Source organism: Porphyromonas crevioricanis (genome assembly GCF_900476255.1).
GTDB lineage: Bacteria > Bacteroidota > Bacteroidia > Bacteroidales > Porphyromonadaceae > Porphyromonas > Porphyromonas crevioricanis.
In genome coordinates this window covers 517,783-534,488 of sequence record NZ_LS483447.1, presented here as the reverse complement: position 1 = coordinate 534,488, position 16,706 = coordinate 517,783, and the positions used below count along the sequence as shown (strand labels likewise).

Annotated in this window: 14 protein-coding genes and 1 pseudogene; 8 read left to right on the top strand and 7 right to left on the bottom strand. The window is 46.5% G+C overall.

Features of this window, described 5'->3' with window-relative positions; genetic code table 11:
- The first annotated feature begins 41 nt into the window (after positions 1-41).
- On the top strand, positions 42-1,787 hold the full coding sequence (locus DQN70_RS02465) for an ABC transporter ATP-binding protein (protein WP_023940012.1): 1,746 nt from the start codon (positions 42-44) through the stop codon (positions 1,785-1,787).
- A gap of 3 nt (positions 1,788-1,790) precedes the next feature.
- On the top strand, positions 1,791-3,488 hold the full coding sequence (locus tag DQN70_RS02460) for an ABC transporter ATP-binding protein (RefSeq protein ID WP_042225804.1): 1,698 nt from the start codon (positions 1,791-1,793) through the stop codon (positions 3,486-3,488).
- Positions 3,489-3,665: 177 nt separating this feature from the next.
- On the opposite strand, the gene DQN70_RS02455 is transcribed toward DQN70_RS02460, so the two are convergent.
- Positions 3,666-4,868 carry a site-specific integrase gene (locus DQN70_RS02455; RefSeq protein ID WP_023940016.1) on the bottom strand — a complete coding sequence of 401 codons (1,203 nt, stop codon included), beginning with the start codon at positions 4,866-4,868 and terminating at the stop codon, positions 3,666-3,668.
- Between the two features lie 25 nt (positions 4,869-4,893).
- Positions 4,894-6,123, bottom strand: coding sequence for a site-specific integrase (locus DQN70_RS02450; RefSeq protein ID WP_042225806.1), 1,230 nt, complete (start codon positions 6,121-6,123; stop codon positions 4,894-4,896).
- Between the two features lie 285 nt (positions 6,124-6,408).
- Here DQN70_RS02450 and DQN70_RS02445 point away from each other — a divergent pair.
- The 5 genes and pseudogenes from DQN70_RS02445 to DQN70_RS02425 form a co-directional block, all read left to right on the top strand.
- A pseudogene (locus DQN70_RS02445) lies at positions 6,409-6,603 on the top strand (tyrosine-type recombinase/integrase); the annotation flags it as partial.
- Between the two features lie 10 nt (positions 6,604-6,613).
- Positions 6,614-7,903: a site-specific integrase gene (locus DQN70_RS02440; RefSeq protein WP_023940024.1), complete on the top strand. Its 1,290-nt coding sequence runs from the start codon at positions 6,614-6,616 to the stop codon at positions 7,901-7,903.
- A 499-nt stretch (positions 7,904-8,402) separates the two neighbouring features.
- Positions 8,403-8,672, top strand: coding sequence for a helix-turn-helix domain-containing protein (locus DQN70_RS02435; RefSeq protein WP_023940028.1), 270 nt, complete (start codon positions 8,403-8,405; stop codon positions 8,670-8,672).
- 7 nt (positions 8,673-8,679) lie between these two features.
- The gene (locus DQN70_RS02430; RefSeq protein ID WP_023936844.1) at positions 8,680-8,988 is read left to right on the top strand and encodes a helix-turn-helix domain-containing protein; all 309 of its coding nucleotides are present in this window, start codon (positions 8,680-8,682) and stop codon (positions 8,986-8,988) included.
- A 333-nt stretch (positions 8,989-9,321) separates the two neighbouring features.
- Complete coding sequence (locus DQN70_RS02425; RefSeq protein ID WP_023936846.1) at positions 9,322-9,753, top strand: plasmid mobilization protein; 432 nt, start codon at positions 9,322-9,324, stop codon at positions 9,751-9,753.
- On the opposite strand, the gene DQN70_RS02420 is transcribed toward DQN70_RS02425, so the two are convergent.
- Positions 9,743-10,546 (bottom strand): tyrosine-type recombinase/integrase, encoded by an 804-nt coding sequence (locus DQN70_RS02420; protein WP_023940031.1) that lies wholly within the window; start codon positions 10,544-10,546, stop codon positions 9,743-9,745. The genes DQN70_RS02425 and DQN70_RS02420 overlap by 11 nt on opposite strands.
- Before the next feature lie 56 nt (positions 10,547-10,602).
- On the opposite strand from DQN70_RS02420, the gene DQN70_RS02415 reads away from it, so the two are divergent.
- On the top strand, positions 10,603-12,024 hold the full coding sequence (locus DQN70_RS02415) for a restriction endonuclease subunit S (protein WP_023940033.1): 1,422 nt from the start codon (positions 10,603-10,605) through the stop codon (positions 12,022-12,024).
- Positions 12,025-12,034: 10 nt separating this feature from the next.
- Here DQN70_RS02415 and DQN70_RS02410 read toward each other — a convergent pair whose 3' ends face one another.
- From DQN70_RS02410 to DQN70_RS02395, 4 genes are all read right to left on the bottom strand, one after another.
- A complete protein-coding gene (locus DQN70_RS02410; RefSeq protein WP_369491558.1) occupies positions 12,035-12,448 on the bottom strand; it encodes a restriction endonuclease subunit S in 414 nt (137 codons plus the stop codon).
- Between the two features lie 137 nt (positions 12,449-12,585).
- Entirely contained in the window at positions 12,586-14,136 is a 1,551-nt protein-coding gene (locus tag DQN70_RS02405) for a restriction endonuclease subunit S (protein ID WP_023940035.1), read from the bottom strand.
- Complete coding sequence (locus DQN70_RS02400; protein ID WP_023936853.1) at positions 14,133-15,185, bottom strand: PDDEXK nuclease domain-containing protein; 1,053 nt, start codon at positions 15,183-15,185, stop codon at positions 14,133-14,135. Before DQN70_RS02400 ends, DQN70_RS02405 begins: the two co-directional genes overlap by 4 nt.
- Positions 15,182-16,705 (bottom strand): class I SAM-dependent DNA methyltransferase, encoded by a 1,524-nt coding sequence (locus DQN70_RS02395; RefSeq protein WP_023936855.1) that lies wholly within the window; start codon positions 16,703-16,705, stop codon positions 15,182-15,184. The genes DQN70_RS02400 and DQN70_RS02395 overlap by 4 nt, the downstream gene beginning before the upstream one ends.
- Position 16,706: the final 1 nt, after the last annotated feature.

Sequence of the window (16,706 nt, the reverse complement as noted above, 5' to 3'; positions counted from 1 at the left end):
CTCCGTACTTTTGCACCTTAGAAAATCAAAACGATACATATATGGATAAACAAAAAATCAAGCCTCTCGATGAGGAACGGGAGAGTCGTAGCCTGCTCTCCAATGCGGTGGTCATACTGCATCTTGTTTTCGGCACACTGCCTCTGCTGCTTGTGGTATGGGCGGTAGACAGGCTGATGGATGGTACGCTCACTTCTGCTATGATTTGGATTGCTGGAGTGGCGATGGTGCTGCTTGCCCTGCTTCGCAGTGTGTTTTACGGAACTTCGATTTGGCGGGCGCACCGCTCGGCTTACAATGCCCTCACACGGTTGAGGTTGCGCATCGTAAACCACTTGCAACGGTTGCCACTCGGTTTCTTTCAGGAGCGTAAGGTGGGCGATTTGGTGAATATCATCAACCACGACGTGGAGCAAATCGAGATTTATCTGGCACACGGACTGCCCGAAATCCTATCGGCAACGCTTTTCCCCACCTTGCTATGGGGAATTGTTATGGTATTGGATTGGCGGCTGGGGCTGGCACTCGTATCGCTGCTACCGTTGGCGTTTCTTTTGCAGATGGCAGTCAAAACGCTTTGGGGCAAGAGCTTCCAACACTTTATGGAAAGTACGCAGAAGATGTCGGAAGACCTCCTGGAATATGTGGCTACAATACCGGTTATCAAGGCATTCAGCCACGAGGAAACACGCACGGAACGAGTACTTGGCAATATGCGCGATTATATCCGCTGGGTGAAGCGGAGTATGTTCAGCGTTACCGTACCGATGACGCTCATCACGATGTTCTTGGAGGGCGGTATCGTGGTAATGACTCTTGTCGGCCTATGGCTGATGAGTTCGGGCGAACTGACCGTGGCACGTTTCATTCTTGCCTTGATATTGGGAGGACTGTTCTCGTCTTCCTTTGCCAAACTGGCTACGTTCCAACATTTTCGAATCGTCTATGGGCAATCGCTGGCAAAGGTGCAGTCTATTACCGAAGTACCTGCAAAGGATACGGCAGACAGGGATACGGATACCATGCAGACCGATGTCAGTTTCGAGCACGTGACATTTGCCTATCCGAACAAGCAGGACAGTGCTTTGTGTGATGTCTGTCTGCAATTCCCCAAGGGCAGCCATACGGCTATTGTGGGAGAATCGGGGTCAGGCAAAAGCACATTGGCAAGTCTGATGATGGGTTTCTGGCAACCGCAGTCAGGAACCGTCCGTCTGGGCGGAGAGAACCTTGCGGAACTCTCCGAACGAAACATTGCCGATTTCTTCTCGATGGTGCAACAGGAGGTATTCCTTTTCAACACGAGCATTCGGGACAATATCCGTATCGGCAAGCCCTCCGCCACGCAAGAGGAGGTGGAAACGGTGGCGCGAAGGGCGCGCATACACGACTTTATCGTGGAACTCCCCAATGGTTACGATACCTTGGCAGGCGAAGCGGGCGTAAAATTCTCCGGCGGAGAAAAACAGCGTATTTCTATTGCCCGGATGTTGCTCAAAGACTCGCCGATTGTCATTCTCGACGAAGCCACCGCTGCTTTGGACGGAGAAAATGAAAAACTTATTCAAGAGGCTTTGGATGAATTGCAGCGTAACAAGACCGTCATCACCATCGCCCACCGTCTCAACACTATTCAGGAGATGAAACGTATTGTCGTGATGGACAAGGGACAGATCGTGGCGACGGGAACGCACGGAGAATTGATGGACAACTGCCCACTATATCGCAATATGACGGAAACACAGGAACGAGTAAGCAAATGGCAACTGAAAGAGGAGGAGGTATAAACAATGATACGCAATATATTGAATGAATTGACCGTTCGCGGAGTGCGGCATCTGATAATCTCCGCACTGTTTTTCGTGGTTTATGCCCTTTGCGGAACGGCAATAATGCTTACTGTCCTGTTCCTTATCGACCGCCATATATCGGGCGAAAGCGTTTCGCTCATTTCGGCAGCGTGGATACTCGTTGGTCTGCTGATTTTGAAAACCATATCCAATGCCGTAGCCGATATGAGCAAGCACTTTGCCGGCTTCGATCTCGTGGAGCGCATCCGTGAGAAGATCATCTTGAAACTGAAAATGTTCTCGCTTGGCTTCTACACCAATGAACGGCTGGGCGAGATAAGTACTGTCATTCACAAAGACGTGGACAATATGGAAATGGTGGTGGGGCACCTTTGGACACGGATGTCCGCTGATTTCATCGTGGCGCTGATACTCGGCATCGGGCTGTTCTGGGTGGACTGGCACATGGGGTTGGCGATGATTGCCATCCTTCCTATTGCCCTCTTCTCCTTGTATCGGGGCATCCGTTCGGGAACGAAAGCGCAGCAGGAGGCGCAGGACGGTCTGGCGGATATGGTCAGTCTCTTCGTTGAATACGTCAAGGGCATACCTGTGCTGAAAGTCTTCGGAGGAAAAGGAATGTTCCGTAACAGGCTCGACCGTTCTGTCAGCGAGTTCGGAGAGAGCAGCAAGAAGACCTCACGGCAGGCAGCTGCAAGCGTAGGCAGGTATGCCTTTCTCATTGAACTGGCTTTCGCTCTGATGGCAACGCTTGGTCTTTGGTGGACTTGGCGTGGAGAACTTTCCCTTTTCGCTTACCTGATGTTCGTCATCGTCTCGAAGGAGTTCTACAAACCTTTTGTCAATATGGAGAGTCATTGGCTGAACTACATCAAGGTAAAGGACAGCTACGAACGCATTTCCCGTCTGTTGGATGCTCCCGTGATCGTCGATCCCGACCAACCGAAAACGGCGGAACGCTTCGACCTCTCGTTTGATGGTGTCGGTTTCCACTATGAAAAAGAGGGGTTCGAGATGAAAGACCTCACGTTCAACGTACCCGAACGGACGGTAACGGCTCTTGTCGGCTCGTCAGGGTCGGGGAAAACCACCATTACCAATCTGTTGCTCCGCTTTTGGGAACCGCAGGCAGGCTGTATCCGTATCGGTGGAGTGGACATACGGGAAATAGACTACGATTATCTGCTCGGCAAAATCAGTGTGGTGATGCAGAATGTCATTCTCTTTTCCGACACCATTGCCAACAATATCAAGGTTGGCAACCGCAATGCCACACAGGGGAAAATCGAGGAAGCCGCACGTCGGGCGATGATACACGACTTCATTGTCAGTCTGCCTGATGGTTACGAAACGAAAATTGGGGAGAACGGTTTGGGACTTTCGGGCGGACAGAAGCAACGCCTCTCCATCGCTCGCGCCTTCCTCAAAGACGCTCCCATCCTCCTGTTGGACGAGATAACGAGCAATGTCGATCCCGTCAATGAGTACAAGATACAGCAGGCGATGTCCGCCCTTATCCGAAACCGCACAGTCTTGGTCATTGCCCACCACCTGCAAACTATCCGCAATGCCCACCAGATTATCGTGATGGACAAGGGACAACTTATGGAGAAGGGTACGCACGCCGAACTCGAAGCAAAAGGCGGAATGTATTGCAAGTTGCTGTCGGTGCAGTAAGCTCATAACAAGAACAGGCAGTAAGAAAAATACTCTTTACTGCCTGCTTTTTCTTGTTCAAATGAATTGTCTTTAATTTACTCTCCGAAGCACCTAAGCTTTTGAACAAAAGCTTAGGTGTAATTGTCGGAAAGCTTAGGTGCTTTTCATCCTCTCCCTTTCTCTTTTCATAGTAATTCAATATTCATTGTTTTTTCTTCTTTCGATTGACCTGTCCATATCCTCTGCAATCTTCCTCTCGGAAATCTTCGCATAGGTCTGCGTGCTGGTGATGGAGGCATGTCCCATCATCTTGGCAATGCTCTCCGTACAAATTCCCTCGGAAATCAAAAACGATCCGAAGCTGTGCCGGGCTTGATGGTAGGAGAGGTTCTCCTTCCGCCCGATGATGACACCGAGCTCGTGTATTTCGAACCACATAGAGTCCCTGCTCGGCAACGGAAATACCGGCTGTGTGTCATCGGTCGTATTGTACAAATCAAGTATCTGCTCCGCTATCGGATGCAGGGGAATGAAGGACTCTACTTTCGTCTTCTTGCGATTGATGCGAATGTATCTCCTGTTGTCGGCAGTCCGCCCGATATGGTGCGGATAAAGCAGCCGGGTATCGACATAGGCAAGTCCCGTAAAGCAGGAGAAGATAAAAGCCCTGCGAGCCAATTCCTTCAAAGGGTCATTGGCGGGCAGTTTCAGTTCCAGCAGTTGTTTCAGTTCAGTCCTGCTGATATGCATCCGCTTGGAGGGCGGTTTCTTCACATACTCCAACTCTTCCAAAGGATTGGCACGGATAATCCCATGGTCTACGGCAAGATATATCAGTCTGTTCAGCCAACAAAGGCAATGGTTGCTCTGCGATGCCCCGAAGTTCTTGTACCGCTTCAGGTAGACCTTATATTCCCGTCCGAATTCCTCGGTGATGTCCGAAAAGGCAATGTCCGCCTTGCCTTTCGAGTCCAAGAACTCACGGATATAGCTCTGGTAATACCGAGAACTCCTGTAGGTCGAAGTGGAGTCGATTTCCTTGGAACGGACGGCAAGGCGTTCCCGTTCCCTTTCTCCCATTTGGAGCAGATGGGTAGGAATGACCGCCTGACCTGCTATCCTGTTTTTCAATAGTTCGGCACTGACCACACCCTGCTCTTTGAGCATTTCATCATAGAGCCGCTCCGCATACTTTCGAAACTCTTTCAGGCGGTTGTTCGTCCGCACGTCCGCAGTCTCTGCTTTTTTTGCATTCCATTGTTTGGGATTGCAAGTAATACCCGTGGTTATCGTCGTGCTTTTCCCGTCGATGGAGATTCGGCAAAGTACGGAAGTTGTACCATCCACACGTACCTTGTTGCGATTGATATAGAGTAGTAAAGAAAATGTGCTACGCATAAATTCATTTATTATCTATGGGGTGTTATAATACAAGTTTCAAATCCTTTGTCGCTTCGATGTATTTGTCCATATCCTCGAAAAGCTTCTTGGGCGTAACCTTCGCATAGACCTGAGTAGTTTGCAGGTTGGAATGCCCCAGCATCTTGCAGATGGTCTCGATAGGAACGCCGGCTTCCAAGGTAATCAGCGATGCAAACGAGTGCCTGCCGGCATGGTAGGTCAGGTCTTCCTTGATGTCGGCAAGGATAGCCAGACATTTCATGAGGCGGCGCATATTGGGATAGTGCAACATCGGGAAGAGAGTCTGACGGTCGTCATCCCTGTATTTCTCTATCAGGTCAAGGGCTTCGGGCAGCAGCTTGACACAGGCACGAAGCTCGTTTTTCTTGCGGCAGTATTTAAGCCACAGCTCGCCATTGTCATCCGTGAACAGATTGTCACGCGTAACGGAAACTGCATCGGCGTAGGCTGTTCCCGTATAGCAGGCAAAGAGAAAGAGATCTCTTGCTAAAATGTGGGAGGCGCGATGTTCGGGGATTACCAAGTCACGGATTTTCTCGAAGGATTCCCGGCTTAGGGCTTTTGGTGTCTTCTCCTTTTGTTTGGGGAGACTGAAATGAGCGAAAAAACATCTGTCGGCATAACCGTCCTTGTAGGCTTTACGGCATATTTTCTTGACGATAGCCAAATAGTGCCGGCAGGTATCTATGGCAAGCCCTTTCTCGTCCAAGATGAAGCTCTGATAGTCATGAATGAACTGTTCCGTTATCTGACCGAAAGCGATGTCTTTGGTGCGAAACGTCTTGTCGATGAACTCCGCCAAGATTCTCCGGGTATAGATATAGGCAGGGTAAGTTCCCTTTGCACGGTCTATCCCGATGCGTTTCCTCAAATCTTCACAGACGATGTCCGTCATTCCCAACAGGGTCATCTGCGTTTCAAGGCTTCCTTGAAGCAGGTTCTTGACGGCTTCCGCATCGAAGTCTGCTTTTCTTTCCACAAGCGTGTCGAATGCCGTATGGATGGAGAGCATCAGCTTGTCCAGCTTCGCATTGGTCTCCACGGCTTCATGGCTCTTACCTTTCAGACGGCTTTCACGAGGATTCCACAGGTCGGATGTGCAGGAGATTTTGCAACTGAATTGCACCATCGAACGATTGACGGTGATACGTCCCATAATGGGCGCTTTGCCCGACTTGTCGGGTCTGCTCTTTTTGAGGTAGAGCAACACCTTGAATTTTTCTATTTTCATACGCTTTAATTTTATGGGCAAAATTACCCGTTGTTAAAGCGTTCTTTGATAAGCAAAACGTTGTGGAACAGCGAGATAGAACCCATGTCAGAAAAACCTTTCCTTTTTCCGTTACCTCACCACACTAGGGAAACCAACGGATAACGGTTTGGTAACCGAAAGGATTCAGTATTCCGTGCCGAATTACTTTTCCACTGTAGCTGCAAAATATAGAAAAACGCCTAATTCACAATATGTTACCGATTTATTCTCTATGTTCTTCCAAATCCTCAAATGGATGATATTTTCCATATGGCTCGCCACACCTTTGCCTCTCAGATGACCCTCTCCGAAGGGGTATCTATCGAGAGCGTGTCGAAGATGCTGGGGCATAGTCAAATCAAGACTACGCAAGTCTATGCCGAGACCTCGCCCGAACGTGTGTTTCGGGATGTAGAGCGTATCCTACCCGAGATTGCTCACTATCGTTTAATCAACTAAAAGCAAGACAATGAAAAGTACATTCTCAGTTTTATTCTTTATCGACCGTAGCAAGGCGAATGAGCAGGGGCTATGTCTTATCCGTTGTCGCATTTCCTGTAATGGCAAGACTGCTTCGTTCTCTACCAAGCAACAAACAGCTCCCGAAGATTGGAACGCTCAGAGAGCAAGAGTAAAAGCAAGCTCCCCCACGGCTCAAGGCATCAACAACGCACTGAATGCCGTAGAGCAAGGACTGAATGCACTCTATGAACGCATTCTCCGAGAAGAGCAATACATCACAGCCGAGTATCTCAAGGAGCAATTTCTTCGCAAGGAAAAGCCTCAGCTGTCCATCTTAGAGCTATATCAAACGGTCTGCGAGGCAAAGAGGGCTTATGAGGATAAATCTCTCAGTAAAGCCACCATAAGAGCCTTTCGGGATAGTTACAAGAGCTTTGCTCGCTTTTTGGATTCGAGGGGGCAAAGCGGATGTATGCCCCCCGAGGTGACCAAAGGGTTGATTGAGGATTATCGGCTCTATATGCTCCGAGACTTAGGCAATAAGGTAAGCTCTGTTGCCAACCGCCTCAGACACCTGCACCAAGTTATTCGCAGAGCTTTGATGGAGGGCGTCGTGAGAGAAGACCCTTTTGACCTCATCGACATAGATACCCCTGCTTACGAACGCAACTCGATCAGCGGTGATGAACTGCAAAAACTGTTGGCTTATCGTCCGCATCGCTCTGTGGATAATCATATCAGACTGATATTCCTCTTGGGCTGTTTCACTGGCTTGGCTTTCTCTGACCTCAAGAAATTGCGGATGGAGGACATCTATACCCTCAGTGATGGACGCAGATATATCTCGCTCTACCGCACCAAGACACAGAATTGTTGTATCGTGCCACTGCTACCCATTGCCGAGGAGATTCTTGCCTTTGTGGGGCAAGGACGCTCAGAAGGGCTATACTTCCGAGAGTTCCCTGTAAACAGCCACTTCAATCGCAAAATCCGTGAGCTACTCATCAAGGCTGGATGCTCGCCCCATACAGAGGCGAGTTCGCACACAGCACGGCATACCTTTGCCACAATCATCTGTTTGGAGAACGGCTTGCCGATTGAAACGGTGAGTAAGATGTTAGGGCATCGCTTTATCAGTACCACAGAGCTATATGCCAAGGTCAGCAAGCAGAAAATAGCCAAGGAGATGTTACCACTGATGGGTAGCGAGCAGACACAAACGCTTCGCAAGGCTCTGCGAGTTTGCCCACCACGCAAGCGAGCCACAGCCAGCGAAGCCGAGCCGTCCACCGCCTAAGGTCGTCTTCATTTCGGGCAAAGGTACAAGGGCGGTCTGTTTGCCCATCAAGGTCAAGTCCTGCAGAGGGAGGGAAGAATCTCCACCGCAGGACTTCTTGTATTCTGGCGGTCGTATTCCTTCCCTCCCACCTTGCTTGGCAAGACCGCCCTTTGTGGAGAAAAGCCCGAACGAATACGACATACTCAGGCTCTTTGGACGCAAGCAAGGCTTAAAGCAGAGCATAATCTGTTTGCTCTTTTATAAGGCGAGCCTTAATAGGCTCAATTACCTCATTCTCGACAAGTAGGAACGAGCCGACTCCTCATCTCATTACCGCAAGTAAGCCCTTTCTTAGACTGCTCCTTTGCCTGCCTTTTCCCTCGTTTTCCTTGTCCCTCACCAATCCCTTGAGCGTTGCACTCTTAGCCCTAATTTTGCCTCCAAAAGAAAAGGCAAGCGAGAGCATCTGCCCCGACTTGCCACCATATAAAAACGCAAATTAAAACCAACCGAAGCAATGAAAATTATCATCGTAGAGGGCAAAGCGTGGGAACTGCTCCGCTCCTCCTTTACCGACTTCATCCACCGCACGGAGCAGCTCATCGGCAATCCCCCCGAAACAGAATCGTGGCTCGACAATGAAGCCGTCTGCCGTAGGCTGAGCATCAGCAAGCGAACCTTGCAGACACTCAGAGATACGGGCAAAATCCCCTTCTCTATGGTCGGACACAAGTGCTACTACAAAGAGAGCGATATCACGGAAGCACTGAAGGCACAAACTGAATGAATGCACTATGGCAGAGAATGAAATCATCACAAGTGAAAACCCTCAAATGAAGCTATTTACGCAGATGATGGAGGGCGTATTAGCCAAGCTGGAGCGTTATTGTGCCTCGGCTCGCCCGATGTTAGGCGGTGAGGTTTTCCTCACTGGCGAGGAGGTCTGCGAGCTACTCAAGCTCAGCACACGAACGCTCCAAGAGTACCGTAGCAACGGCACATTAGCCTATTACAAGATAGGAGGTAAGATACTATACAAACAGAGCGACATCCAAGCGATGCTCGAAAGGCATTATAACCCCATTCTAAGAGTCAGAAAGTAGGTTGAGACCGACTCAAGTCAGCATAGACTTAGGTCAGTTGGTCAGTTAGTCTATTTAGACCAACCACCAAAGTAACCTCTAAACTTAGCTTTGAAGTCGTATAATGACCTCTGAAATAACCTCTAAACTCAATCTTGAAATTATAGAACAAGCTATGAACTCAAGAACTATATGACCAACTGAATGCTGAGCCATCAGCGATTGAACCTACCCCTCTTTTGTGCATAGCAAGGTGTGTCTTTGTCGGACAAATGGCAATTTGTCCGACAAAGACCCTTGCCCCGAAAGGGGTATCAATCACTCCAAAGTCGTGATTAAGAAACAATGAAACCAATGAAAAGAAAGAAGACAGACAAGCCAGACGGCAGATGTGCCACCTGCCCACGATGGGACAGATGGCACATCAAAATACCCAAGCCCGAAGACCAACAGAAGCTCATCGAACTATACCGAAAGTCAGGGGCGAAAACCAAGAGCCACTACGTCAGAGCTCGGCTATTAAATGAATCCTTTAAGGTCATCACACAAGACGAGTCCGCAGAGCCGTATCTAAGAGAGCTGCGCAACATCATCACTAAATTGAGAATCATCGGTGTGAGTTACAACGAAGCCGTCAAGACACTCAATAAATATCACACGGTCGCCACAGCTCAAAGAATGATACACCAGCTCGAAATTTGCTCCGCAGCTATCATCAAATTACAAGTACAAACGATACAGCTGACAATGGATTTTGAGAATCGAGCTAAACAGACTACCAAGTAATAACCTTATCCACAATCGCCTGCTGTTCGCTGGCGGTGCGTCGCAAGTAAATCCGAGTGGTCTCGATGCTTTCATGCCCCATTAGGTCTGCCAACAGAGCAATGTCATTGAATGCCTCCAAGAAATTCTTGGCGTACCTATGACGGAAGGAGTGTGGGTAAACGACATTCGTATTTAGTCCATAACGCTCAGCATAATTCTTGAGCTGCTGGGCTATGCCCCGAGTCGTAATACGCTCTCCAAAGCGATTGCGGAAGATATAGCCTGTGGTTTGCCCAGTCGTTTCAAACCATCTTTCAGCATCTTCCCTTAGACGCTTCGGTATAAATAAACGTCTAACTTTTCCCCCTTTGGAGTAGATATCAAAGTATCCGATGCGAACATGTTCAACTTTGATCTGAATGAGTTCACTCACACGTGCTCCAGTAGCCGTGAGGAAGCGTACTACGAAGTACCACATCAGGTTCTCTTCTTGTTTGAGTTTCCTCTTGAGAAAGAGATAATCAGCTTGGCTAATTACATTTTCTAAGTAGGTGCGTTGCTGAACCTTTACTGATTTTAGGCGAAACTTGGGCTTGCCAACATGCTCCAAGAACTTATTTAGAGCTTGGGTGCGAAGGTTCACAGTTTTGGGTTTGAATTGCTCTATAACATTCGCCTTGTATAAGAGCAAATTTCGCTTGTTTAGTGTTCTGTACTTGGAGAAATAGTCATTAACAGCATAGAGATATGCTGAAATGGTATTCTCCGCCATGTTGCTCTCTCTGAGAGCGGTTTTGAATGATTCTACCATAATTATAATCTTTGATTTCAGAGAATATTCTCTGTTATATATTATGGTAGGGGGCTTTGCCTAATTCCCATTATGAGAAGTTCACCCTCACAGGCGAGGTCAAGTGTATCGACGATGAGATCCCCTTTGACCTGCCCAAAGGCTGGGAGTGGGAGCGATGGGGAAATATCGCATATTCGATTCAGTATGGATTTAATGCTCCAGCATCTCCTAATGGACGAATTAAAATGGTTCGAATTAGTGATATTCAAAATGAGAAAATAGCATGGGAGAATGTGCCTTACTGCGAAATTGATGAAAAAGACATAGAGGGGTACAAGCTTGAGCCTAATGATATTCTTTTCGCGCGTACTGGAGGTACTGTTGGTAAATCTTTTCTTGTACAGAGAGTACTTGAACAGGCTATTTACGCAGGCTATTTGATTCGAACCAGATATAGTAAAGAGCTTTCACCCGTATACTTGAAGTCTTTTATGGGATGTTCATTATATTGGGAGCACTTGAAAGATGGTACTACAGCTACAGCTCAGCCGAATTGTAATGGGCAAAATCTTGGTCGTATGCTACTTCCTATACCTCCAAGATTAGAACAAAGGCGCATTGTGGCAAAGATTGAAGAGCTAATGCCACTCGTAGAGCAGTACGGCAAGGCACAGAGCAAACTCGATGCACTCAACAACAATATCCGAGAACAGCTCAAGAAATCCGTACTGCAATACGCTATCGAGGGCAAACTCGTGCCACAATGCGAGGAAGATGGTACTGCCGAAGACCTCCTTTTGGAGATACAGGCAGAGAAGCAACGCCTCTATGCCGAGGGTAAGCTGAAAAAGAAAGACCTTGCCCACAGCACCATCTTCCGAGGTGAGGATAACAAGTATTATGAGCAGATAGGGAAAGAAATCTTTGATATAACGGAAGAAGTCCCTTATGATTTACCTAATAGTTGGAGCTTCTGTCGGTTGAGGGAGATTTGCTTTATTTTTACTGGAGCGACATTTAGAAAGGAGGAAACCATAGGTGAAATATCTGGAGTCCGAATTCTTCGAGGTGGGAACATACTTCCTCGAAAGTTGCTATACAAACCAGATGATATATTCCTTCCCAAGGATAAAATCCCTAACAGCATCCTATTGAGAAAAAATGATATTGTTACACCTGCAGTTACAAGTTTAGAAAATATCGGCAAGATGGTACGAATCGCTTCTCATATTCAAGATACGGCTGTCGGAGGCTTTGTATTCACGCTCCGCCTATATAAGGATATGGACGTTCTGTCCATATATCTACAATCATTGTTAAGCACTCCTTTGCTCATTAAGTTTTTGAGGTCAATTTCCAATAAGTCCGGGCAAGCTTTTTATAATATCGGGAAAGAACGTTTGGGGCTGGCTTTACTCCCCATACCAGCTTTAGGAGAACAACAGAGAATTACACAAGCAATTGAAAATATATTTGAGTTGATAGAGGGTGAATAATAGCCCTCTATCATTCAAGTAAGCGCAGAAAATCTGTTATTGTGTTGCTTATTTTCCTCTGCTCTCTCAAAGGTGGTAATGGTAGCAACTTATTTTCTAAGTATCCAACAAGGATACGCTGTTGATTTGCCGTTCCTTTGAAGCTTGCATTCTCAACAAAGTATGGAGTTTCGAGAAAATACATCAAGAAAAAAGGTTGTACCGTTTCCCCATAAGGACGGAGCACCTTTAGCTCAGTCGTTCCTGCCCCGATGCCATTGGGAAGATTTTGCAAGACCATAGACTTTCTGTTCTGAAAACATGGAGTAATCTTGGCAAAAGCAATGTCTCCATCTGCAAAATGAGTGAATGCAGACTTAATCTCATACCAGTATGCCTTTGTATATGAGAACTGTGAGAGAAATGTAGCTTCTATCTTTTCCATAGGGATAAATGCGGCTATCGTATCGTCTGCGCATTCATTCTTCGGATTGATTTTTACAATATCTTTGGCTCTCACCCATCTCCATGAGAGAGGAATTTCAAAGGGGATTTCATCATCGATACAGGTAATACTTTTCCCTATCTGCTCATAATACTTGCTACTTCCTCTATCTTATGAACTATTTTTTTCTGTTCAGCGAGAGGAGGAAGAGGTAGCAGAACTCTGCCAAGTGTCCCGATGTAGAGTTCTTTTTGATTTGTGCTCCCTGCAAGATTGTCCTCAATATAGTTTTGGACTGCATACGAAGAGAGAACTTCAAATATATACAGTGGATTACAAGCTGAAGAAAGTCGAACAACGGATATATGTGAATCAGGAACGATGAAAGGGTAATCTCCTAATAGGGATTCAGAGAAGACTCCAACACGACCAACAGTTCCTGTCCCCGTAGAATTAACAAGGATATCTTGATGCCTCAATTTGTATTCATCTTTCCATTTAGGTAATGTCGAAGCATCTAAAAATTTAACCTCATCAAGTGATATGCCACCAGATTTAAGGTTGCATTTTTGAGCAAAAACAGGGATTTGCTTAATGTCTGAATACTTAGGAGACTTGCCTCTTGATAAAAAGACGGAAAGATCAGCAAGTCTTACCCATTTCCAAGAGTTTGGTATATCAAAAGGTATTTCTTCATCAATGCATATAATTTCCTCACCTTTCTTCTCGAAGTACTTGTTATCCTCACCTCGGAAGATGGTACTGTGGACAAGGTCTTTCTTTTTCAGCTTGCCCTCGGCATAGAGGCGTTGCTTCTTTGCCTGTATCTCCAGAAGGAGGTCTTCGGCAGTGCCATCTTCCTCGCATTGAGGCACGAGTTTCCCCTCTATGGCGTATTGCAGTACGGACTTCTTGAGTTGCTCTCGTATATTGCTATTGAGTGCTTCAAGTTCGCTTTGCGCCTTGCCGTAATGCTCAACGAGTGGCATTAGCTCTTCAATCTTTGCCACAATGCGCTGCTGTTCGGATAGAGGAGGGAGAGGGAAGGGTGTTTCGATTATCTTAGCGACAGAAAGCCCTGGTTGTGCCGTTGCTGTAGAGTATTGATTCAGATTTAATGCCGTTAAAATATAATACATAAAAAGAGGAGTTATGATTCCCCAAGTATCAACTATCACAGCATGTTCTGTTGCATAAAACCGACCTTCTTCAATGTTCAAGCAACCACAAAGGGCTCCTTGACGCCCAACTATAGAGAAATGCCCCTCCGTATTGTAAAGCTTTACATATCCTCTCAATCCATTGCCTCCAATACATCTATACTGGTATTCCAGATTCTTCTCTTCTAAGATTTCAGAAGCTGAAATGTTTTTTCCAGCCTGCATCTGGCATATATCCTTTATTCTACACCACTCCCAGCCCTTGGGCAGGTCGAAAGGTATCTCGTCATCGATGCACTTGATCTCGCCTGTGAGGGTGAACTTCTCATAATGGGAATTGTCCTCACCTCGGAAGATGATAGAAGGGTTCTTTTCCTTCTTTATCTTCTTTTCCTTGACAAGGCGAGCTTTCTCTTCTCGAATACGTTCAAGAAGAACAGATGCTGGCTCATCGTTTGGGTCTTGAGGTACAAGCTTTCCTTGTATTGCTTGCTGAAGTATGGATTTGCGTAATTGGTCTGCGGTCATAATTGATTGTCTTCAAATTCGGCTACCCATTCTTTGACTTTGCTTTGGAGCATCTTCTTGTCTGGAAGGTAGAGCTGATAAGCTGATGCGTAAATGTTTGCATCTTGAGGGAGGGTAAGCTCTACAAGTGCATCGCTCTTATATTCACAAAGCAGTATGCCGACCGTAGGCTTCTCAAAGTCTTGCTTGATGTATCGGTCGAAGTAATTGACATACATCTGCATCTGCCCAAGGTCTTGATGTGTAAGGTCTCCTATCTTGAGGTCTACCAACACATAACATTGTAGCAGGCGGTTATAAAATACGAGGTCTACATAGAAATGCTTTTCATCGAATGTGAAACGCTTTTGGCGAGCTTCAAACAAAAAGCCTTTACCCATCTCCAGTAAAAAGGATTGCATTTTACTGATAATGGCTTGCTCCAGTTTCGACTCAGTGTAAACAGCATCGGGCTTAAGTCCAAGAAACTCAAGTGTGATAGGGTTTTTGATTATATCTGACGGTTTCTCTATTGTTTGCCCCTCGGTAGAGAGTCGCATCACTTCGTTTTTGTCTCGGCTTAGAGCTAACCGCTCGTAAAGGCTACTACCAACCTGTCTATTTAGTTGTCTCTTTGACCATTGTTGTTGCACACATTCTATTTCATAGAAGTTTCGAGCTGCAGGGTCGTCTACTCTCATAAGGATGAGGTAGTGTGACCATGAAAGGCGAAATGCCTCTTCTCCTTCAATTGGATAACCAGTGGTTAGCCTTTCTGAGTAGACTTTATAAAATTGCCGGATGTTTTTAAGGTTCGCATACGACCAACCTGCCCCAAATCGTTCAGTAAGTTGCTCGGAGAGCGATTGTAAGAGCTGTTTACCATATTGAGCACGCTCTGCTCCTTGTTGCTCCTCTTCAACAATATACCGACCTATCTGATACTTTGTATATACCTCTGCCAGATTGATAGAAGTGAGTACACGCCCCCGAGCCTCTTCTATAACAGAGACAACTCGATGAACGAGTGCTTCAAATCCTTTGTGTTCTGTATTGCTTAGCTCGCTCATTGTTCTGTCGTATTGATGTCTATCCCTAAGATACGCTGCACCTCTGCTAATGTTTTGTCTATCTCATGCTCAAGGGCAAGACGACGCTTATAATAGCTTTCGAGCAGCTCGGCAGGAGCAAGTATCTCTTCCTCTTCCTTGGGGAATTTACACTGGTCGAAGTTACAACTAAGGGTCAAAAGGTCTTGGGCAGAAAAGGCGCGAGCCTTTTCATCTTTTCCATCTTCGCTGACTATTTCTGTACGATTGTGCCACCATGTTCTGAGCGGTTCACAATGTTCAGAACGCATCGGTTTGGTTTTGGAGAAGTGTTTGTAGCCCTCGGGCATATCTAAACGATAAAACCAAGTCTTTTGGGTACAGAATCCTTCTTCCGCCCCTTCAGCTTGCTCATTGTTAAAAAAGAGGATATTCGTTGCAATGCTCGTATAGGGAGCAAAGATGCTTCCTGGGAGGCGCACTATCGTGTGTAGATTAAACTCTCTCAGGAGCTTCTCCTTAATGGCTAACTTAGCATTATCTGCCCCAAACAAGAAGCCATCAGGGAGGATTACAGCAGCTCTGCCAGACTTTTTGAGGCGATACATAATTAGTACCATGAACAAGTCTGCTGTTTCGCTGGACGAGAGATCAGAGGGAAAGTGTTGCTTGATGTCGTTCTTCTCACTGCCCCCGTAAGGTGGGTTCATCAGCACAACATCAAACTTATCTCCTTCAGTATAGTTAAGTACATCCTTGTTCAGTGAGTTGTCGTGTAAGACAAGAGGTGCCTCTATACCGTGCAGAAGCATGTTTGTCACACAGAGCATATAGGGAAACTGCTTTTTCTCGATACCGTATATGGAGTTGGCATATTCCTTTTGGGCATCTGCGGTATTGGTCTCCTGCACTTTCTTGTCAAGGGCTTTGAGCCAACTGGTAATAAATCCTCCTGTACCGCAGGCAAAGTCTGCCATCTTTTCGCCAATCTGAGGATTTATTATTTCAGCCATAAAGTCGGTCAAAGCACGAGGTGTATAAAACTCTCCTGCAGAGCCTGCCGACTGCATCTCTTTGAGTATTGTCTCGTAAATTTCTCCAAATGCGTGGCTTTCATTGTAATCGCTGAGATTGAGGTCGTCTATGATATTGATGATTTGCCGAAGCAAAACACCATCTTTCATATATTGGTTGGCATCCTCAAAGGTGGTACGCACGATACGACTTCGTACAGGTGTCTCTGGTGTAACTTCCAGCGACTTTAGCGTAGGGAATAGGGTATTATTGACAAAGCCCAGCAAGGCATCAGCAGTTAATGCATTGCCGTCCCCTTCGTCCTTAGCCCATGAACGCCAACGACATTCCCCTGGGATAAAAGACTGATAATTGTCTTCGTTAAATTCCCAGTCATTCTCTTTCTCATCGTATATCTTGAGGAAAAGCATCCACGCAATCTGTTCGATACGCTGAGCATCACCATTGATACCTGCATCGTTACGCATAATGTTGCGAATGCTTTTTACAAAATTATTGAGTGCCATA

Excerpts from the sequence above, each read along its gene's own strand:
- DQN70_RS02465 (WP_023940012.1), top strand. The coding sequence starts at position 42 with ATGGATAAACAAAAAATCAAGCCTCTCGATGAGGAACGGGAGAGTCGT.
- DQN70_RS02460 (WP_042225804.1), top strand. The coding sequence starts at position 1,791 with ATGATACGCAATATATTGAATGAATTGACCGTTCGCGGAGTGCGGCAT.
- DQN70_RS02455 (WP_023940016.1), bottom strand. The coding sequence starts at position 4,868 with ATGCGTAGCACATTTTCTTTACTACTCTATATCAATCGCAACAAGGTA.
- DQN70_RS02450 (WP_042225806.1), bottom strand. The coding sequence starts at position 6,123 with ATGAAAATAGAAAAATTCAAGGTGTTGCTCTACCTCAAAAAGAGCAGA.
- DQN70_RS02440 (WP_023940024.1), top strand. The coding sequence starts at position 6,614 with ATGAAAAGTACATTCTCAGTTTTATTCTTTATCGACCGTAGCAAGGCG.
- DQN70_RS02435 (WP_023940028.1), top strand. The coding sequence starts at position 8,403 with ATGAAAATTATCATCGTAGAGGGCAAAGCGTGGGAACTGCTCCGCTCC.
- DQN70_RS02430 (WP_023936844.1), top strand. The coding sequence starts at position 8,680 with ATGGCAGAGAATGAAATCATCACAAGTGAAAACCCTCAAATGAAGCTA.
- DQN70_RS02425 (WP_023936846.1), top strand. The coding sequence starts at position 9,322 with ATGAAAAGAAAGAAGACAGACAAGCCAGACGGCAGATGTGCCACCTGC.
- DQN70_RS02420 (WP_023940031.1), bottom strand. The coding sequence starts at position 10,546 with ATGGTAGAATCATTCAAAACCGCTCTCAGAGAGAGCAACATGGCGGAG.
- DQN70_RS02410 (WP_369491558.1), bottom strand. The coding sequence starts at position 12,448 with ATGGAAAAGATAGAAGCTACATTTCTCTCACAGTTCTCATATACAAAG.
- DQN70_RS02405 (WP_023940035.1), bottom strand. The coding sequence starts at position 14,136 with ATGACCGCAGACCAATTACGCAAATCCATACTTCAGCAAGCAATACAA.
- DQN70_RS02400 (WP_023936853.1), bottom strand. The coding sequence starts at position 15,185 with ATGAGCGAGCTAAGCAATACAGAACACAAAGGATTTGAAGCACTCGTT.
- DQN70_RS02395 (WP_023936855.1), bottom strand. The coding sequence starts at position 16,705 with ATGGCACTCAATAATTTTGTAAAAAGCATTCGCAACATTATGCGTAAC.